Origin of the sequence: Pseudomonas sp. FP1154 (assembly GCF_030687245.1) — a bacterium.
In the GTDB taxonomy this organism is placed as follows: Bacteria; Pseudomonadota; Gammaproteobacteria; order Pseudomonadales; family Pseudomonadaceae; genus Aquipseudomonas; species Aquipseudomonas rhizophila.
Window position 1 is genome coordinate 2984418 of record NZ_CP117465.1, and the last position, 19215, is coordinate 3003632.

Consider the following 19215-nt stretch of genomic DNA (forward strand, 5'->3'; position numbering starts at 1 on the left):
CCGGTCAGCCGTTATCCGTTTTCAGCACAGATGCGTGCGACGCAGGGTTTGGGAAGGTGTCTCGCCGAACAGCACCCGATAATCGCTGGAAAAGCGGCTCAAGTGCCAGAAGCCCCAGCGTGCCGCCACCTCCTGGACGCCCAGGGCCTGATCCCCGTTGCGCAGTTCACGACGCACGGCATTGAGGCGCAACGCCCGTAAATAGGCCACCGGATTGATACCCAGGGTTTCCTGGAAGCAATACTGCAGTTTGCGTCGGCTGGCCCCGATGTGGTTGCACAGGTCGAGGATCGACAGCGGCTCATCGACATGGGCCAAGGCGTACTCCCGGGCGCGGTCGACCATGCGCTTGCGCGCCGTGGGATTGAGCGGCGGTGCCTCGTCCGGTGCCACCAGTTCCAGTATGTGCAGCATCACCGTGTCACGCAGGCCACGACGAATCGACTCGTAACCCAGCAACGAGTCACGCCCCTGCTCGCCCCCTTCAAGCTCATCGAATAACGCCGCAAGCTCGGCGGGCAGCGTCGAGTTGCCGAGACGGTAACACTTGGGAAGATCGGTAATTCGAAAGCGGCTGCCTTGACGTTCCAGCACATGCTCCAACGCCTGCTCGTCGATGGCGACACCGAGCAGATCCAGATGTTGGGGCGTGCGCAGCTCGGGCAGGTTATGCCCACGGGCGACCAACAGGCTGGGCTCGACAATCGGGTGCCCGGAGCAAAAGACCGGCCCGTCCGCACTCAGCGGCACGCTGAAGGTGATGGCGCCCTCCCAGGCCGTGCCTTGCTTGGTCAGAGCCTGATTAGAGCGGTCGCGCACCAGTTGCATCCACTCCGAGCGGAACTCGATCAACTCGCCGTCGAAGCGCCCGGGGGTCAACTGGTCGTAGCAAACCTGCCAACCGCCCATGTTCCGGGCGTGCTCGTCGATGTCTGTGGTGCGGAACCGATTGATCGGCAGCATCGGCAGTCCCTCCGACGAGACCGCTGGTTGCGCCATGTTGTCATTGTTCATTGACCCGACCTTTGATGATTCCAGGGCTTATGGATCAAAGCTCAGGCAAGTTCCATTCCGCTGGGTAGGCCATTCGTTCAATTGTGCCGAAAACGGATAGACTCTTTCACCGGCCCTGACAAACACCCCGCGCGAAACGATCATGAACGAGATGACCCTGGATGTCGGCCTCGCCGCCGAGTCCATTTCCCAACCGCGCACCCTGGTATTCCTGGCCTATCCGCAGATGGGCTTGCTGGACCTGACCGGCGCCCAAACAGTGTTCTGGGCCGCCACCAAGGCCATGACCGAACGCGGCCTGCCCGGCTACGCCATGCACACCGCCAGTCTGGCAGGCGGATTGATGCAAAGCGCCGAAGGCCTGGTCGTGGATACCCGTGCCCTGCGGGAGCTCGACGGGACGCTCATCGATACGCTGATTGTCCCCGGCGCACCGGACATTCGGCAGGCGATGATCGACTGTGTCGATCTGGTGCAATGGCTGCGCATTGCCTCGGTCCAGGCCAGGCGCACCGCATCGGTGTGCAGCGGCACTTTCCTCATGGCCCAGGCCGGCTTGCTGGACGGACGCCGGGCCGCCACCCATTGGGCCATGTGCGAGATGCTCAAGAGTGGTTTCCCGTCGGTTGAGGTGGATCTTGATGCGATCTTCATCCAGCAGGACAACGTCTGGACCTCGGCCGGTGTCAGCGCGGGCATCGACATGGCCCTGGCATTGGTCGAAGCCGATTGCGGTCGCGACGTGGCCCTGCAGGTGGCCCGTGAGCTGGTGGTGTTTCTCAAACGCCCCGGCGGTCAGGCGCAGTTCAGCCAACTGTTGCAATTGCAGATGCAGGAGAGCGCCGGCTTCGATGAACTGCACGTGTGGATTTGCGCACATCTGGACGACAACAACCTCACCGTCGAGCGACTGGCCCGCGAGGCCAGGATGAGCCCGCGCAATTTTGCCCGGGTCTACAAACGCCAGACCGGCCGCACCCCGGCCAAAGCCATCGAGATGTTCCGCCTTGAGGCGGCGCGGCGAATGCTGGAAGACTCTCAGCGCAACATCGACCAGATCGCCCGCGCCTGCGGTTTCGGTGACGAGGAACGAATGCGTCACACATTTCAGCGTCACCTGTCGATTTCCCCCCGCGAGTATCGCAGCCGGTTTTCCCGTTAAGCGCGAAACTTGCGCTACTGGCCTGTCAGGCCACTTTCCAGGATCGCGCCTGCGAGTCGCCCTGCTCAGCCAGGAGTGCGCTGCAACGGGAGCGCAGCCAACGCTCCCCCGGATCATTGTGCGAAGCACCGCGCCAGACCATGGAAAGCTCGTGCTGGGGCAAACAGATCGGGGCCGCTTGAGCCCGCATACCAGCCACCACGGCCATCGCCAGGGCAACGTAATCCGGCACGATAGCAATCATGTCGCTCCCGGCCAACAGCATGGGCAAGGCGCTGAACTGCGGCACGGTCAACACCACCCGGCGCTGTCGGCCCATCAGGCATAACGCCCGGTCCGAATCATCGATGACATTGCCCATGGACGACACGATGGCATGGGGCCGACGGCAGAATTCATCCAGGGTCAGTTCGCCGGGCTGCGAATCGGCGCGCAGCAGCATCGGTCGAATCGGCCGCAGCGTCTTGCGCCGGGCATTGGCCGGCAGCTCCAGGGTCGGGCTGATGCCCAGGGATATCTCGCCGCTGGCCAACAGCTGGGACACCTGCCATTGATCGGCCCGGCGCACCACCAAGGTGGTGCCCGGTGCCTCGATCCGCAGGCGCCGCAACAACTCCGGCAGCAGTGCGTACTCGACGTCATCGCAAAGGCCGATATGGAAGGTCGCCTCGCTGGTGGCTGGCTCGAACGCCTGGCAGCGGCTCAAGGCTGCGGCGATGCCGTCCAGCGCCGGTGACAGATTGGAGAAGATTTCCCGCGCCCGGGAGGTCGGTTCCATCAACCGCCCCGAACGGATGAACAAGGGATCATCGAACATCAACCGCAGGCGTGCCAGGGCACTGCTGATCGTTGGCTGGCCGAGGAACAGCTTTTCGCTGACGCGGGTCACGTTTCGCTCGTGCATCATGGTTTCGAAGACCACCAGCAAATTGATGTCAGCACGACGCAGGTCATTTCTGTTCATCATCGTCGTCGCCCCAGGCGCCAGGCCATTGAGTCAGGAGTGGACAAGATCATCGCCTGCGCCCTCCATCAAGGCCTACGGCGACGAGGTGTTGAAAGCGTAATCCCCGAGGCAAGCCAGTGTCTGTTGTACGTGGGGACACTCCACCCACCCTTTGGGCGGCTTCATCGATACTTCGGTATATACCAAGCCCTGTGGCGAACACTGCCTTAGTGGCGAGGGGATTTATCCCCGTTGGGCTGCGCAGCAGCCCCCAAACCAGGCAACTCGGTGTGCCAGGAAGATTGAGTTCACTGCTTTAGGGCTGCTGCGCAGCCCAACGGGGATAAATCCCCTCGCCACAAATAAAGTGTTGGCACGGCCTGGCGGAATTTCAGGGTTTTATGTCCTACCTCAGCCCAAGCGGCGCTTCTAAGATACGAACCGATGCTCTGTCCCCCGACATCCCAGAGCGAGACCACGTAAAAACAAAAGGTCTGCCAGCGTGCCCCTACCCTCCGCGATGCTCAAGAACGTCTATGACAGCCTGCGATACGCCCCATGCCAGAAGGGGCCGCGACTGTCGATGGGAATCAGTACCCATCCGCTGGTCAACGCCCTCGGCTGGCTGGTAGGCCTGGTGGTGGCTTGCGGGATTGTCATCATCAACTCCGAGACCCATTCCGACCTGGCGCCGACCCTGCTGTACATCACCTTGTTATTGATGGCGGCCAACCTGTTCTCCATCAATCTGGTGATCACCGTCGCGCTGATGTGCATGGGCTTGCTCACCGCGATGTTCTTGTACAACGGCGGCTATCACCGCTGGGAATCGACCACCGGTTTCTTTCGCTGCCTGACCGCATTGTCCGCCATTGCGTTCCTGGCGCTGCGCAGCAAGCAGGCTTCCGACAGCCTGCGGCACAACGAGGCTTACCTGATCGGCGCCCAGCGCCTGAGCCAGACCGGCAGCGTGGGCTTTCGCGGCGATCGCCAAGCGTTGACCTGGTCGCAGGAGTCGGCACGGATTTTCGAGTACTCGCCCAACAAGACACCGACGGTGTCGATGATGCTGGCGCGCACTCACCCCGAAGACCTGGAGTTGGCACGCGGGGTTTTCCAACAGGCCGCCGCTGGTGAACCGCAGATCGAGGTCAAGCTGCGCCTGCTGATGCCTGATGGGCGCATCAAGCACATCCACATGATCGCCAGCCCCCTGCTCGTCCAGCATGGCCGTTTCCAGTACTTGGGCGCGCTCATGGACGTCACCGCCAGCAAGCAGGCCGAAGACGCATTGTTCCGCGCCCAGAGCCAATTGGCCCACGTCACGCGCTTGACCTCCCTGGGGGAAATGGCCGCGTCCATCGCCCACGAGGTCAATCAGCCACTGACGGCCATCACCAGCAGTGGCGAGGCCTGCCGCCGCTGGCTCAAACGTCCGGAGCCCGATCTCGGGGAAGCCCTGGATTGCCTCGACCGAATCGTCGCCAACGGCTGTCGCGCCAGCGAGGTCATCAGCGGTATCAGAGCGCTGTCGCGCAAATGCGACCCGGTGCGCCAGCCCGAGCGGCTGGACGACATCGTCCGCGAGACCCTGAACCTGGTCCAGCAGCAACTGGCTCATCATAAAGTCCGGGCGAAGGTGGAGCTGACAGCGACCGACAGCCAGGTCAGCGCAGACCGGGTGCAACTGCAGCAAGTGATCATCAACCTGATCATCAATGCCTGTCACGCCATGGACGCAGTCAAGGTACACGAACGAACCCTGCACATACGCACCTGGATGGAGGATGACGAAGTGCTGCTGGAGGTGACTGACCACGGAACCGGCATTGCCCCCGAGGTCCTGCCGTCCTTGTTCAATGCGTTTTTTACCACCAAGGAAAACGGTCTGGGCATGGGCCTTTCCATCTGCCGGTCCATCATCGACTTCCATGACGGCAGGATCTGGGCGACCAGCGAGGCCGGCCAAGGCACCTCATTCAGGTTCGCGCTGCCGCGGCTCACTTGCACCGCTGTGTCGGGGAGCGGGCAATGAACGCCATGCAGCCCACGAAACCGGTCCTCGGCAACGAGCCCATCGTTTATATCGTTGACGACGACGCACCGCTGCGCCAAGCCCTCGGCAGCCTCCTGCGTTCCATCGGCCTGCAGGTGCATCTGTTCGATTCGGTCGCACAGTTCATGAACCATTCCAGGCCCGACCTGCCCAGTTGCCTGGTTCTGGATGTACGGCTGCAAGGCACCAGCGGCCTGGAGTGCCAACGGGCGCTGGTCGCGGCCAACGTCCATCTGCCCATCGTGTTCATGACCGGCCACGGTGACATCGCCATGACCGTGCGGGCGATGAAGGCCGGTGCCGTGGATTTCCTCGCCAAGCCGTTTCGCGAACAAGACCTGATCGACGCCGTGACCGCCGCCCATCAACAGGACTGTCGGCGGCGCGACGCCGAACGCAGCCATCAGCAAGTGCTTGACCGTTACACCACATTGACCCCGCGCGAGCAACAGGTCATGGCGCTGGCGGCGTCAGGCCTGATGAACAAGCAGATCGCCGGGGAACTGGGCTTGAGCGAAATCACGGTCAAGATTCACCGCGGCCAAGCCATGCGCAAAATGTGCGCAGGCTCGTTTGCCGATCTGGTCCGCATGGCCCAGGTGCTGGAATGGCGCGGCGAGCAGTAGAAAGTTCATACACACGTATACTTGGCGGGACTATTGGACGGCGTATCTTGCAGTGATACAGGCGCCTTTATGGCTACCTGATATCACCCCAGGTATCGACATGTCCAATACCGCAACTATTTCAATTGTTGATGATGACGAGTCAGTTCGAATTGCACTGGATGGCTTGTTACGTTCCCATGGATATCGGGTTACAACATACGCGGGCGCCTTGGACTTTTTATCTTCTTGTGAACTTGAAAACACAGCGTGCCTGATATCGGATATTCAAATGCCTGGCATGACCGGTATTCAGATGTACGATCGACTGTCGACCCTGGGCATTCATATCCCGATCATTTTCATTAGCGGATACCCTGGCGTGCCACCCCGTGTCAGCGCCGGGGCGCCCGAGCCGGTGGCGTTTTTCCCGAAGCCCTTCGACTGCGCTCAATTGATCGCCTGCATCGAATCGGTAGTTGGCCGGCCTTCCTGATGCCGCGCCATCGTCGCGACCTCATACCTTTGTATAGATCCCCCCTACCCAGGCATAGGCCGGATGACCTTATGTAGAAGTGTTAAACACAGGCCCTGCCAATAAGCTTCCCTACAGCGAACTGAAATTGAATGTGCTCGATGGCAACTCATTGCAGCCAGGCGCTTTTGGAGTAGTTCGCGACACGGTCACGCTGAAACAGTTAAACAATTCAACGTATCGATTTTGTCTTCGGGAGCTCATCATGAAACAACATATTCTGGTTGTTGGCGCAGGTTTCGGCGGGGTCTGGAGTGCATTGAGCGCCGCCCGGCTGCTGGACCAACACGATCGTAATGACGTGCAGATCAGCGTCCTGGCCCCCCAGGCTGAGCTGCGCATCCGTCCTCGTTTCTATGAGCCGGACGTCCACACCATGGCCGCCCCGCTGGGTGGCCTGTTCGACGCGGTGGGCGTGAAATTCGTACAAGGTTCGGCGAGCCGTATCGATGTCGACAACAAACAGGTTGGCTACGTGGATGTGTTCGGCACCGAGGGCAGCCTGGGCTACGACCGCCTGGTGCTCGCGGCGGGCAGCCAACTGGTCCGCCCAGACCTTGAAGGCATGATCGAGCATGCCTTCGACGTTGATGAAATCGAACAGGCAACCCGCCTCGAAGCCCATATCAAGTCCCTGAAAAATCTTCCGGACAGCCCGGCCCGCAACACCTTGGTGGTGGCCGGCGGAGGCTTTACCGGGATCGAAACCGCCACCGAAATGCCGGCACGCCTGCGCGCGGTCCTGGGTGAAGACGCTAACATCCGGGTCATCGTGGTGGATCGCGGGTCGCAGATCGGCGCAGCGTTGGGCGACGGCATTCGTCCGTCCATTGTCCAAGCGTCCGAGCATCTGGGTATCGAGTGGATCGTCAACGACTCGGTCGAATCGGTGGATGCCGGTGGCGTCACCCTGTCGAGCGGCCAGCGTATCGAGTCCCATACTGTGATCTGGACCGTGGGGTTCCGCGCCAGTCCGTTGACCCAACAGATACCCGGCACTCGCGATCGCCAGGGTCGCCTGCACGTCGATGCCAACCTGAAAGTCCTGGGCCAGAACGACATATTTGCCACCGGCGACGTGGCCTATGCCGCCACCGACACCCTGGGTAACTACGCGGCCATGTCCTGCCAGCACGCCATCGCCCTGGGCCGCTATGCCGGCAACAACGTCGCGGCCGACTTGTTGGGCGTCGCGCCGATGGCCTACAGCCAACCCAAGTACGTGACCTGTCTGGACCTGGGTGCCTGGGGCGCGGTGTATACCGAGGGTTGGGATCGCCAGCTCAAGTTGGTCGGGCAGGAAGCCAAGGAGCTCAAGACCCAGATCAACACCGTGTGGATCTATCCGCCCGCGGCTGATCGCGCGACCGCACTGGCCGCCGCCGACCCGTTGATCCCGGTGGCCTGAGTCCGTTTCCGACCCCGGCCAGTCCCTCCTTTCTGCGCCGGTCTTTCCCAGACGCCTGCCGATGATGCTTGGGCAGGCGTTTTTTTTCAGGCGCTCGTCCCCAAGCCAGTCTGAATATCGTCACTGCCCAGTAAAATCCGTCGCAATGCCCGCCCACTGCCCTCTGTGCACAAGGTAAGGTAGGCAAAAATCATCCGGATCGAGGTGTGCCGTGGCGTCCTATTCCTTGCGTCAGCTGAAGTACTTCGTCACCACCGTCGAATGTGGCAGCGTCGCCGAAGCCTCCCGCAAGCTGTACATCGCCCAGCCCTCGATTGCGACCGCCGTCAAAGGGCTGGAAGACAGTTTCGGCGTGCAGTTGCTCATCCGTCACCACGCCCAGGGTGTGTCGCTAACCCCCAGCGGCGCTCGCTTCTATCGCAAAGCCCAGGAACTGCTGCGCATGGCGCGAGAGTTCGAGCAGAACGCACTGGCCGACAACGACGTGGTCAGCGGTCAGATCGACATTGGCTGTTTCGAGACTGTCGCGCCCCTGTACTTGCCACGATTGATCGCCGGTTTTCGCCAGCGTTATCCAGGCGTGGAGATCCGTCTACAGGACGGCGAGCAACAGGAACTGGTGCAAGGTTTGACGGGGGGCCGTTTTGATCTGGCGATTTTTTATGAGCACGACCTCGACGGCACCATCGAGACCGAGGCGCTGATGGCGCCTCAACAACCATACGCGCTGCTGCCGGCGGAGCACCGCTTTGCCAGCCAGGCTCAGGTGTCCCTGCGCGATCTGGCGCTGGAGCCGATGATTCTGTTGGACGTGCAACCCAGCCGGACCTATTTCGTGAGCATATTCGAGGAGTTGGGCCTGACACCGAACATTGTATTCAGCTCACCCTCGATCGAAATGGTGCGCGGCATGGTCGGGCAATCGTTCGGCTTTGCGCTGCTGGTAACCCGGCCACATTCCACCTGCACCTACGATGGGCAGCAAGTGGTGTGCGTCAACATCGCCGAGGACGTCACCGGTTCGGCCCTGGTGGCAGGATGGCTCAAGCGCGCGCACCTGACCAAACCTGCGCAGTTGTTCGTGGATTACTGCAAAGAGCAGTTCAAACAATGGCTGGCCTGAGCCAGCCATTGATATGGAACGTTGTGACTAGCGAGCGGCCCAGGCGTTGAAGCGCTGCTCCAGTTCCTCACCATGGTCAACCCAGAACTCGGCATCCACGGCCCGGGCTTCGGCCAGGTTGGCCTCGGCGGTAGGCAACTGCTCCTGGACCGCTCCAGGCAACAACGCCAGCGCCTTGCGATGCACCGGCCCATAAGGGATGTTTTCCGAGAACACCTTCTGCGCCTGCGGCTGGCTGGCAAAGGCAATGAATTGCTCGGCCAGGACCTTGTTCGGCGTGCCCTTGACCACCGCCCAGTACTCCGGGTCATACAGGCTTTGCGGCCAGACGATACTCAGCTTCATGCCTTCCTTTTGCGCCGAAGCGATGCGACCGTTGTAGGCAGCGCTCATCGCCACGTCCCCCGCCACTAGCCACTGTGCCGGTTGCGCACCGGCCTCCCACCACTGGATGTTCGGCTTGATCTGATCCAGCTTGGCGAACGCCCGCGACACGCCTTCGGGGGTGTTGAGCACCTTGTACAACTCCTGCGCCTCGACCCCGTCGGCCAGCAAGGCAATTTCCAGGGTGTACTTGGCCCCCTTGCGCAACCCGCGCTTGCCCGGGTATTCGGTGACGTTCCAGAAATCCGCCCAGGACTTGGGGGCCTTGGCCAACTTGCTCTGGTCATAGGCCAGGACCATCGACCAGACATACGTGGCCACGCCACATTCAGTGAGTGTTCCCGGCACAAAATTCGCCGGATCACCCAAGGCGCTCAAATCGAGCCTTTCGAACAGGCCCTCCTCACAACCGCGCAACAGCTCGGGGCTTTCGACTTCGACCACATCCCAACTGGTGTGGCCGGCCGCGACCATGGCCTTGATCTTCGATAACTCGCCATTGTATTCGCCGGCGACAATGCTTCCTGCACCGCTGGCGTTGAAGGGTTGGAAGTAGGCCTTGTCCTGGGCCTGCTTGGTGGCGCCACCAAAGGAGATCACGGTGAGGCTCTGTGGCGCGGCCAGGACGCTGCTACTCAGCAGCACCAGGGCACACGCGATATTGCAACGCAAGGATCTGGACATGAAGCGGTTCCTCGAAAGGCCGGCTCGCCCGCACGAGCCGGCGACGGGACTCAGAGGCGACCGTAAGCGCGGGCGGTGCGATCTACAGCAATACGGGTCTTGTCGACCAGTTCGTTGATGTCGGCATGGCTGGCTACCAGCGCCGGGGCCATGATCATCCGGCCCAGAGTGCCGGCCTCACGAGGCAGGCCGTCAATCAGGGCGTTATCCTTCAGGCGCAGTTGCGCGGCCCGGGTTTTCCAAACATTGAAATCGTTCACCGCAAATTCCTTGTCTCAGAAGTCGTTGGGTTCGCTGAGATGGCTCGCCAGGCGATCCATCAATCGGTCGCAGGCCGCCATCTGTTCAACGCTCACGTATTCATCGGCTTTGTGCCCCTGATCCATGCTGCCGGGGCCGCAGACCACCGCCGGGATTCCGGCCTGATCAAACAGGCCGCCTTCGGTGCCGAATGCCACGGTGCTGAAGGCATCACTGCCGCACAGCTCGGCCACCAGACGCGCAGCGGCGCTGTCAGGTCGGGTTGCCAGGCCCGGGTAGGCGGACAGTGGTTCAAACCGGATCGCGGTGTCGCCCTGCACGGCCCGCATCGCCGGCAGCAACGCCTGCTCGGCGTAATCGCGCAATTGCTCGACGACGACTTCTGGGGCGAAATCCGGCAAGGCGCGCACTTCGAAATCGAAGCGGCAATCGGCCGGGACGATGTTCAACGCGGTACCGCCCTGGATCACGCCCACCTGCACCGTGGAGTACGCCGGATCGAAGCGCGCATCGTGCTGTGAAGGTTCGGCCAGATTCGCGCCGATCTCCCCCAACCGACCGATCAGGCGCACTGCCTGCTCGATGGCGTTCACCCCGTAGGGCGCATAGGCCGAATGACAGGCCGCCCCTTTGACATGGCAACGCATCGCCAACTTGCCCTTGTGGCCCAACACCGGTTGGAGTTGGGTGGGCTCGCCGATCAGGCACAACGCAGGCTGGGGAATGCGTTGCGCCAGCACTTGCAGCAGACTGCGCACGCCCAGGCAACCGACCTCTTCGTCATAGGAGAACGCCAGATGCACGGGCCGGCGAAGCGGGCTGGCGAGGAACATCGGCACCGCCGCCAGCACTGAAGCCAAATAGCCTTTCATGTCGGCGGTGCCCCGGCCGTACAGCTTGCCGCCGACCTCGCTCAGGCAAAACGGATCGACCGTCCAGTGCTGTCCGTCCACCGGCACTACATCGGTATGACCGGACAGCACGACTCCACCGGGCACCGCTGGGCCGATGCTCGCCAACAGGTTGGCCTTGGTCCGCTCGGGGTTGTAGATCAGTTCGCAACTCACGCCCAGATCGTGGAGGTAGCCACGCACGAACTCGATCAGCGCCAGGTTCGACTCGCGACTGACCGTGGCAAAGCCCACGAGGCTGGCGAGCAGTGCGCGGCTGCGCAGCTCACTCATCACCCGGCACTCCGTAGCTGGGGGCCAGGGTCGGATCGAGGGCGCGGGTCAGGTAGTCCTGCAGTTGCGGTTGATAGGCCAGCCACAGTTTTTCCAGCTCACCAATGGGGTTTTCCTCGGCCCAGTCGACACGCAAATCGACGATCGGCCAGGTGAGTTCATCCACCACCGACAGCGCCGCAGAATGCACCGCTCCGGCTTCACCACCTGCGCTCTGCCCGGCCTGCAACGCACTCAGCAGGCGCGCGGCAAGGCAACCTTCGCTGTGTTCGAATGCGGCAACCATGGCGTCGATCACGTCCACACTGGCCAGCAGATTGCCGGCCGCCACGCATTGCTCACCGGCCAGCGCGCGATGGGTGCCCAAGGCGTGGCTGCCGCTGAAAATCGCCGTGCCCCCGTGGGCATCCACCACCGCCACCTGGCGGTACTGGCTGTAGCCATTGCGCGCCAGGGCGCGGTCGACAGCCTCTTGGGCGGCCAGGCCGCCGGCCAGTTCGTCGAGGATCTGCGGACCCAGGGCCGGCAGCGTGATGTTCTGGCTCGACACCGCGCCGACACCGGCCCGCAACCAGGGGCAACGGGCGCCGACGGCAATACTCGAGGAACTGATGGCGATGCCCAACTGGCCCGTCTCGGCGCAGCGCCCGACAATGGAAAAAGTCATGCTCCACTCTCCTTATTCGGGGATCACTGCGATCACGTCGATTTCCATCAGCCATTGCGGCTGGCCGAGGGCGCTGACCACCAGCCCGGTGGAAATCGGGAACACCCCTTTGAGCCATTTGCCCACCTCCTGGTACACCGGCTCGCGATAGCGCGGGTCGATCAGGTAAGTGGTGGTCTTGACGATGTGGCTCAGGTCGCTGCCGGCCTCTTCCAGCAATTGCTTGACGTTGCGCATGGCCTGTTCAGCCTGGGCACGCGGATCGCCCAGACCTACCAACTGGCCGTTGAAATCAGTGCCAACCTGACCGCGCACGTAGACGGTATTGCCGGCGCGCACGGCCTGGCACAAGTCGTTGTCCAGCGTCTGGTTGGGATAGGTGTCTTTGGTGTTGAACATGCGGATGCGAGTGTGGGTAGGCATCAACGGACTCCCATGAGGCTGGTTTTCGAACTGTTCGAATCGCTATCGAGCGCCGGGGCTTGAACGTCGTCGTTCTGGCGCTGCGAAGCGTCTCGATAGTTGAGATAGGTATGCTGTTTCACGATGTGGTCAGCGATATGCCGGGCGTCGTGCCACACGCCCCAGATGAACGCCGACCCGCGCCGTGACAGCCAGGGCAGGCCGACGAAATACACACCCGGTTCGCTGGAAACACCCCGCTGGTGCCGTGGCTTGCCGTTAGCGTCCAGCGCGTCGACCTTCAGCCAGCTGTAATCCACCGAGTAGCCAGTGGCCCAGATCACGGTGGTCACCCCAGCGTCCACCAGATCCAGTTCCAGGATCGGATGGGTCAGGCAGTGCGGGTCAGGCAACAGCCGGCGGGCTTCTGGCTCCGGCGGCAGGTCCAGGCCGTTGCGGGCAATGTAGGCATCGGCGGCATCCAGCAGCGCCAGGTAGTTTTCATCGCCACGGGCAATGTTTTCGGCAAGGTTGGGTTCAAACGTCACGACGCTACCGTTGAACGACTTCGTCAGGCCCACCAGGGTGATGCCCTCATGGGCCAGCCTGCGAAAGTCCACTGTATAGCCGCCGCGGGCACCGCTCACGGCGATGGTCACATGCTCCCTGCCCGGCTGGAAGGCCTCCGCATCCCACTCGCCGAGCACACCCAGCCACCAGCAGAAATCCCGGTTGCGATAGGCCCGAGGCGGGCGATCATGGGCGCCCACCGAGAGGTAGACCTGCTTGCCAGCGCGCTGTAACTCATCGGCGATCTGTACCCCCGACGAGCCCGCCCCGACCACCAGTACAGCGCCCTCGGCCAGCTGCCGGGGATTGCGGTATTGGGCGGAGTGCATCTGGGTGACTTGCGCCATATCCGCGGCGATAGGTGGAATCACCGGCCGTTGAAAGGGCCCGGTGGCGACCACCACGTGGATGGCCTCGATCGGGCCCTCGCTGGTTTCAATGCTGAAGCCTGGGCGGCCGACATTACGCTGTACCTCCCTGACTTCCACACCGGTGCGGATCGGTGCGTTGATTGTATTGGCATAGGTTTGGAAGTAATCGGCCACTTGATCCTTGGTGGCGAAGGCATCAGGGTCGAGCCCCTGGAATTGCAGCCCCGGAAAGCGGTCATGCCAGGCCGGGCCGTTAGCCACCAGCGAATCCCAACGCGCGGTGCGCCAGGCCTCGGCAATGCGGTTGCGCTCCACCACAAGATGAGGCACTCCCTGGCGACTCAAATGTTCACTCATGGCCACGCCGGCCTGGCCGGCGCCTATAACAAGCGTATCTATCTGTAGGGTCTCAACGGGCATGTCTGTGCACTTCCGGCAGTGGGATGGTTCAGGCCGGCATGACGCCGCCTCGGGTTTGGATTTTTTGTAGTTCTGCGTTTGCGACGATCGACAAGAGGTGTCGAAGCGATTCTGTCGGCAGGCGGGAATTTGCGAAACGAGGGTTTTTATCGTTGCAGGCAAGGAAAAAACTGCTGTATCGCCTACGCCCTGGACGATGCGTCTTTGCGCCAGGCCTGCGAAGCGATTCGTGGTTTCTGCAACGCACTTGACTGACATTCAGCCGTTGCACTGAACCAGCCTAGCCCGATCATGACCGGGCTCGTTCAGCAGCAAAGTTATACAAATTTACAAATACCTATACAAAACACTTTAAAACGTACAGGTCGTGCAGTAGGCTTCGAAAACTTGTACAGGAATAACTACCTGTACAATAATTCGGAGCCTGACATGTCTGCCTACCTCCAGCGTTTTGCCCGCGCCTTCGCCGAGCTGGACGCCAGTCACCTGGCCGAGCTCGATACCCTCTACAGCGCTGACATTAAGTTCCAGGACCCATTGCATCGGATCGAAGGCCTGCCTGCCCTGCGCAACTACTTCGCGCAGATGTATGCCAACGTCGATCAGGTGCGCTACGACTTTCATGGCTTTGATGAGGTCGGCCCCGGCGAGGGCTATCTACGCTGGACGCTGCATTACAGCCACCCACGTCTGGCCGGCGGCGCACTTATCTCCCTGCAAGGCTGCAGTTATTTGCGCTGGAACGAACGGGTCTACCTGCACCAGGACTTCTTCGACGCGGGTGCCCTGCTCTACGAGCACCTTCCACTGTTTGGCTCGGTGATCGGCTGGCTGAAGCGGAGGCTGGCATGAGTCGCATCTGGTTGACCGGCGCCAGTAGCGGTATCGGTGCAGCATTGGCCTCGCAGCTTCTTGAGCAAGGACACCGTCTGGCGCTGAGTGCGCGCCAGGTCGCACCCCTTCAAGCGTTAGCGACTCGCTATGAGGATCAGGTCCTGGTGCTGCCGGGAGACCTGACCGATCCAGCGCAAGTGGCCGATATCTGCCGGACCATCGACGCTCGATGGGGGGCGCTGGACCTGGTGATTCTCAATGCCGGAACCTGCGAATACCTGGAGCCTGGGCACTTCGACACGCGACTGGTCGAACGGGTATTGACCACCAACCTGCTGGGCACCAGCCACTGCCTGGAAGCCGCCCTGCCCTTGCTGCGCAGAGGCCAACGCCCGCATTTGGTGGGGGTGTGCAGCGCAGTGACCTGGCTGGCTTTGCCGCGTGCCGGCGCGTATGGCGCGTCCAAGGCGGCGCTGCGTTATTTGTTTGAGTCGTTGCGCATCGATCTGGCCGCCGAGGGTATCGATGTCACCTTGGTAAGCCCCGGTTTCGTCGACACCCCGCTGACCCGCCGCAATGACTTTCCGATGCCCATGCGCTGGTCGGCCCAGCGCGCAGCGCGGCATATCACCCAGCGCCTGCCCGCGCGACCGCTGGACATCGCTTTTCCATGGTTTTTCACCTTCGTCCTGCGTTCGCTCGGACGCTTGCCCGCCCGTTGGCGCCTGGCCCTTGGCCGGCGTCTGGCACGCTCTTCCCAGGAGTCTTGAAACATGCGCATCGCAATCATCGGCAGCGGCATATCGGGGCTGACATGCGCGTACCTGCTGGCTCGCCAGCACCAGATCACCCTGTTCGAAGCCGACGAGCGGATCGGCGGCCACACCCACACCGTGGACGTGGAATGGCAAGGCCAGCGTTATGGGGTGGACACCGGTTTCATTGTCTACAACGACTGGACCTATCCGAACTTCATCCGCTTGCTGGACCAGTTGGGCGTGACTTCCCGTGCCACTGAAATGAGCTTTTCGGTGCATGACCCGGCCACTGGCCAAGAGTACAAGGGGCATACCCTGCGCAGCCTTTTCGCCCGACGACGCAACCTGCTGTCGCCGAGCTTCTGGGGCATGTTGCAGGACATCCTCAGATTCAACCGGCAGGCCACGGCCGACTTGAAGGCGCAGCGCATCGACAGCACCACCCGGCTGGGCGATTACCTGCATGTCCACAATTATGGACAACGGTTCATCGACCACTACATCGTGCCCATGGGCTCGGCGATCTGGTCGATGTCGCCTGCCGGAATGCTGGAGTTTCCGCTGCAGTTCTTCGTGCGCTTCTGCCATAACCACGGCCTGCTATCGGTCAACCGACGCCCACAATGGCGAGTGATCGAGGGCGGCTCGCGGGGTTATATCGACCCGTTATGCGCGCACTTTCGCCAGCATATCCGGCTCAACTGCCCGGTGCAGCGCGTGAGCCGCGACGCGACAGGCGTGAACATACTCAGCGCGGCGGGACTTGAGCGTTTCGACAAAGTGGTGTTTGCCTGCCACAGCGACCAGGCCCTGGCGCTGCTTGAAACGCCAAGCAAAGCAGAGCGTGAGGTGCTCGGTGCCCTGGCCTACGCCAGCAACGAAGTACTGCTGCATACCGACACCGGTGTCTTGCCGCAGCGCCGCCAGGCCTGGGCGAGTTGGAATTACCGACTGGGTGGTTCGGTGCGAGCGCCTGCTGCGCTGACCTACAACATGAACATCCTCCAGGGTCTGGACGCCCCGGTGACCTTCTGCGTGAGCCTCAATCAGAGTGACGTGGTGGATCCGGCCAAGGTCCTGGCTCGCTTCGAGTATGCGCATCCGCAATACAGCCTCGCCGGCGTCGCCGCCCAGGCTCGCCAGGGTGATCTGCAAGGGCGTCAGCACAGTTATTTCTGCGGCGCCTATTGGGCCAATGGTTTCCACGAAGACGGTGTGGTCAGTGGGCTGGATGTGGCCGGGCATTTTGGAGAATACCTTTGAATAGCAGCCTGTGCCGCGGCTGGATCGACCATCGCCGCTATTCACCCCGCGCCCATGGATTCCGATACCCCATCGGCATGCTTTATCTGGACCTCGCCGAACAAAGCCAGGTGCTGGGTCTGTCCCGCCTGCTGCGGGGGTGGCCCTTGGCACCGCTGTGCTGGCGCGAGCGCGATTACCTGCCCGCTCGCACACGTCTGGGCGTCCCCTTGGTCGACGCGGTGCGCGAATTGCTTGCCCAGGCCCTGGGCACCGCGCCCCAAGGCGCAATCCAGCTGCTGACCCAACCGCGCAGTTGGGGGCTGTCCTTCAATCCGGTGAGTTTCTATTTCTGCCACGAAACCGATGGGCGTCTGGCGGCCATTCTCTGTGAGGTCCGCAACACCCCATGGCGCGAGCGCTATCACTATGTGTTGCCGGTAAGCCCCGGTGAACCCCATGCGTTCCGGGTGGCCAAGGCGTTCCATGTATCACCGTTCCTGCCTCGGGACATGGACTACCGCATGCGCTTTCTGATCGCGGACTCACATATCCGGGTGCATATGGAGAACTGGCGCGATGGCAGCAAGGTGTTCGAGGCCGACCTTGCGCTCAAGCGCCAACCTCTCGATGCCGCGGCTGTGCGTCGTCACTTCCTGGCCTTCCCGTGGATGAGCCTGCGCACCTTGAGCGCCATTTACTGGCAGGCCCTGCGCCTGCTCTTCAAACGCACGCCCCTGCACGACCATCAGGCCAGCCAAAACGGCCTGAGTGTCGGCGAAACCGCCCACAAGGACCCCGACCATGCCCGAACCCACCATGAGCGTTACTAAGGCCGGCAGCTTTCGCCTGTTCAACGGCGGCGTCTTCAAGCAAGTCGTTCTCGGCCAATTACGACACCTGCGCCAAGGCCACTTGCGCCTGCTGCTCGATGGAGAATCGCTAAACTTCGGCGATCCGGCCAGTGCTCTACAGGCCGAAGTCGAAATTCTTGACGACGCCGTCTGGGGCATGCTCGCCAGTAACGGTTCGATCGGCGCCGGTGAGGCCTATATCCAGGGGTACTGGCGCAGCAACGACCTGACGGCGGTGACCCGCGTGTTCGTCGCCAACCTGGACGTGCTCGATGCGATGGACAGTGGTCTGGCTCGCCTCGGCCGCCCGGTGCTGCGTTGGCTGCACTGGCTCAACCGTAACAGCCGGCGCGGCTCTCGGCGCAACATCATTGCCCATTACGACTTGGGCAATGACTTGTTCGAGCGTTTGCTCGATCCCACCATGATGTACTCGGCCGCCATGTTCGAAAGCCCCGAACAAAGCCTGGAAGAAGCCCAGCTCAACAAGCTCGAACGCATCTGTCGCAAGCTCGACCTGCGCCCCGGCGACCACCTACTGGAAATCGGCACCGGCTGGGGCAGCCTGGCGATTTATGCTGCCAGCCAATATGGCTGCAAGGTGACCACCACAACGTTGTCGCACGAGCAGTACGCCCATACCTGCCGGCGCGTCGAGGCACTGGGTCTGCAGCAGCGCATTGAGGTGCTGTGCAAGGACTATCGCGATCTGGAGGGGCGCTACGACAAGCTGGTCTCGATCGAAATGATCGAAGCTGTCGGTCATCGCTATTTACCCGAATACTTCCGGCGCTGCTGCGCTCTGCTCAAGGATGACGGCCTGATGTTGCTGCAAGCCATCACCATTCGCGACCAGCGTTATGAGCAGGCACGCCGCTCGGTGGACTTCATCCAGCGGCATATTTTTCCCGGCGGCGCGCTGCCATCGTTGTCCGTTCTGCTAAACACCGCCAGCCGTCAAACACCGCTCAACCTGCTGCACCTGGAAGACTTCGGCGCGCACTACGCCCGCACGCTGAAGCACTGGCACGAGAACTTCCGGCAATCACGCCAAGCGCTGCTGGAGCTGGGTTACGACGAAACCTTCCAACGCCTGTGGGAGTTCTACCTGTGTTACTGCGAAGGCGGATTCCAGGAGCGTGCCATCGGCGTCGCGCAACTGCTCTTTGCCGCTCCCGGGGCGCGTCAGCTCTCTTTGCTGGAGCGGCGGGAGGCTTGATGAGTCGCGCGGGCCTGATCGTCAACGCACTCTGGGTCCAGTTGGGCTGGTGGGGTTGTGTACTGGGCGCACAGAATGCCTGGTGGCTCCTGGCTGTGGCGGCAGGATTGCTGGCTCACCTGAGCTTCTGCCCACAGCCCCGGGCCGAGTTGCGTGCAGTGATGCGCGTGGGGCTGTGCGGCATGGTGCTGGACTGGAGCCTGGGTGTGCTGGGTCTGTTCGGATTCGCTCAGACCGCCCTGCCCCTCTGGCTTGCGCTGCTCTGGCTGGTGTTTGCCACAAGCTTGCGGCACAGCCTGGCCTGGGCCGTACAGCCTGTTTGGCGCGGTGCGTTGGTGGGCATGGTCGGCGGTCCGCTAGCCTATTGCGCAGGCGCTCCACTGGCCGGCGTTGCGCTGCCGCTTGGCATCGTGGGAACCGCTCTGGTGTTGGCGCCCCTGTGGGCACTCTGGCTGCCGTTGGCGTTGCGCCTGGCTGATCCCCACTGAGGTCAGAACCCGCGCCAGGCGAACATTA

General features: G+C 62.1%; 19 protein-coding genes and 1 pseudogene. 12 read left to right on the plus strand and 8 right to left on the minus strand.

All coding sequences use genetic code 11. The features are described from left to right. Positions 1–21: 21 nt before the first annotated feature. Positions 22–1014 carry a helix-turn-helix domain-containing protein gene (locus tag PSH91_RS13450; RefSeq protein WP_076384565.1) on the minus strand — a complete coding sequence of 331 codons (993 nt, stop codon included), beginning with the start codon at positions 1012–1014 and terminating at the stop codon, positions 22–24. A gap of 151 nt (positions 1015–1165) precedes the next feature. Between PSH91_RS13450 and PSH91_RS13455 the strand changes: the two genes are divergently transcribed. Beyond that, positions 1166–2176, plus strand: a complete 1011-nt coding sequence (locus PSH91_RS13455; RefSeq protein WP_047229184.1) for a GlxA family transcriptional regulator — start codon at positions 1166–1168, stop codon at positions 2174–2176. A 25-nt stretch (positions 2177–2201) separates the two neighbouring features. Here PSH91_RS13455 and PSH91_RS13460 read toward each other — a convergent pair whose 3' ends face one another. Next, positions 2202–3143 (minus strand): LysR substrate-binding domain-containing protein, encoded by a 942-nt coding sequence (locus tag PSH91_RS13460; protein ID WP_047229140.1) that lies wholly within the window; start codon positions 3141–3143, stop codon positions 2202–2204. Between the two features lie 562 nt (positions 3144–3705). Here PSH91_RS13460 and PSH91_RS13465 point away from each other — a divergent pair. The 5 genes from PSH91_RS13465 (at position 3706) to PSH91_RS13485 (ending at position 8849) form a co-directional block, all read left to right on the plus strand. Continuing rightward, positions 3706–5157: a sensor histidine kinase gene (locus PSH91_RS13465; RefSeq protein ID WP_139050074.1), complete on the plus strand. Its 1452-nt coding sequence runs from the start codon at positions 3706–3708 to the stop codon at positions 5155–5157. Next, a complete protein-coding gene (locus PSH91_RS13470; RefSeq protein WP_139050025.1) occupies positions 5154–5804 on the plus strand; it encodes a response regulator transcription factor in 651 nt (216 codons plus the stop codon). Before PSH91_RS13465 ends, PSH91_RS13470 begins: the two co-directional genes overlap by 4 nt. 100 nt (positions 5805–5904) lie before the next feature. After that, a complete protein-coding gene (locus tag PSH91_RS13475; RefSeq protein ID WP_139050024.1) occupies positions 5905–6279 on the plus strand; it encodes a response regulator transcription factor in 375 nt (124 codons plus the stop codon). 244 nt (positions 6280–6523) lie between these two features. Beyond that, entirely contained in the window at positions 6524–7726 is a 1203-nt protein-coding gene (locus tag PSH91_RS13480; RefSeq protein WP_305465863.1) for an NAD(P)/FAD-dependent oxidoreductase, read from the plus strand. 211 nt (positions 7727–7937) lie between these two features. After that, on the plus strand, positions 7938–8849 hold the full coding sequence (locus PSH91_RS13485) for a LysR substrate-binding domain-containing protein (protein WP_076384559.1): 912 nt from the start codon (positions 7938–7940) through the stop codon (positions 8847–8849). Positions 8850–8876: 27 nt separating this feature from the next. Here the strand turns inward: PSH91_RS13485 and PSH91_RS13490 are convergent, their stop codons facing one another. From PSH91_RS13490 to PSH91_RS13515, 6 genes and pseudogenes are all read right to left on the minus strand, one after another. Then, positions 8877–9917, minus strand: coding sequence for an ABC transporter substrate-binding protein (locus PSH91_RS13490; protein WP_139050023.1), 1041 nt, complete (start codon positions 9915–9917; stop codon positions 8877–8879). 50 nt (positions 9918–9967) lie between these two features. Next, positions 9968–10090, minus strand: a pseudogene (locus PSH91_RS13495) (hypothetical protein); the annotation flags it as partial. A gap of 102 nt (positions 10091–10192) precedes the next feature. Further along, positions 10193–11362 carry an acetylornithine deacetylase gene (gene argE / locus PSH91_RS13500; protein ID WP_076384553.1) on the minus strand — a complete coding sequence of 390 codons (1170 nt, stop codon included), beginning with the start codon at positions 11360–11362 and terminating at the stop codon, positions 10193–10195. Beyond that, a complete protein-coding gene (locus PSH91_RS13505; RefSeq protein WP_305465867.1) occupies positions 11355–12029 on the minus strand; it encodes a DUF1028 domain-containing protein in 675 nt (224 codons plus the stop codon). Before PSH91_RS13505 ends, argE begins: the two co-directional genes overlap by 8 nt. 12 nt (positions 12030–12041) lie before the next feature. After that, positions 12042–12452 carry a RidA family protein gene (locus PSH91_RS13510; protein ID WP_003201555.1) on the minus strand — a complete coding sequence of 137 codons (411 nt, stop codon included), beginning with the start codon at positions 12450–12452 and terminating at the stop codon, positions 12042–12044. Continuing rightward, positions 12452–13792, minus strand: a complete 1341-nt coding sequence (locus PSH91_RS13515) for an NAD(P)/FAD-dependent oxidoreductase (protein ID WP_305465868.1) — start codon at positions 13790–13792, stop codon at positions 12452–12454. The genes PSH91_RS13510 and PSH91_RS13515 overlap by 1 nt, the downstream gene beginning before the upstream one ends. A 429-nt stretch (positions 13793–14221) precedes the next feature. Here PSH91_RS13515 and PSH91_RS13520 point away from each other — a divergent pair, with 429 nt between their 5' ends. The 6 genes from PSH91_RS13520 to PSH91_RS13545 are packed head-to-tail and all read left to right on the plus strand — an operon-like array spanning position 14222 to position 19187. Beyond that, positions 14222–14644 (plus strand): nuclear transport factor 2 family protein, encoded by a 423-nt coding sequence (locus tag PSH91_RS13520; protein WP_047229149.1) that lies wholly within the window; start codon positions 14222–14224, stop codon positions 14642–14644. Next, entirely contained in the window at positions 14641–15396 is a 756-nt protein-coding gene (locus PSH91_RS13525) for an SDR family oxidoreductase (RefSeq protein ID WP_047229150.1), read from the plus strand. Before PSH91_RS13520 ends, PSH91_RS13525 begins: the two co-directional genes overlap by 4 nt. 3 nt (positions 15397–15399) lie before the next feature. Next, positions 15400–16647, plus strand: coding sequence for an NAD(P)/FAD-dependent oxidoreductase (locus PSH91_RS13530; RefSeq protein ID WP_047229151.1), 1248 nt, complete (start codon positions 15400–15402; stop codon positions 16645–16647). After that, positions 16644–17459 carry a DUF1365 domain-containing protein gene (locus PSH91_RS13535; protein ID WP_281459201.1) on the plus strand — a complete coding sequence of 272 codons (816 nt, stop codon included), beginning with the start codon at positions 16644–16646 and terminating at the stop codon, positions 17457–17459. Before PSH91_RS13530 ends, PSH91_RS13535 begins: the two co-directional genes overlap by 4 nt. After that, on the plus strand, positions 17431–18699 hold the full coding sequence (locus PSH91_RS13540) for a cyclopropane-fatty-acyl-phospholipid synthase family protein (protein ID WP_281459200.1): 1269 nt from the start codon (positions 17431–17433) through the stop codon (positions 18697–18699). Before PSH91_RS13535 ends, PSH91_RS13540 begins: the two co-directional genes overlap by 29 nt. Continuing rightward, entirely contained in the window at positions 18699–19187 is a 489-nt protein-coding gene (locus PSH91_RS13545) for a DUF2878 domain-containing protein (protein WP_047229153.1), read from the plus strand. Before PSH91_RS13540 ends, PSH91_RS13545 begins: the two co-directional genes overlap by 1 nt. Positions 19188–19215: the final 28 nt, after the last annotated feature.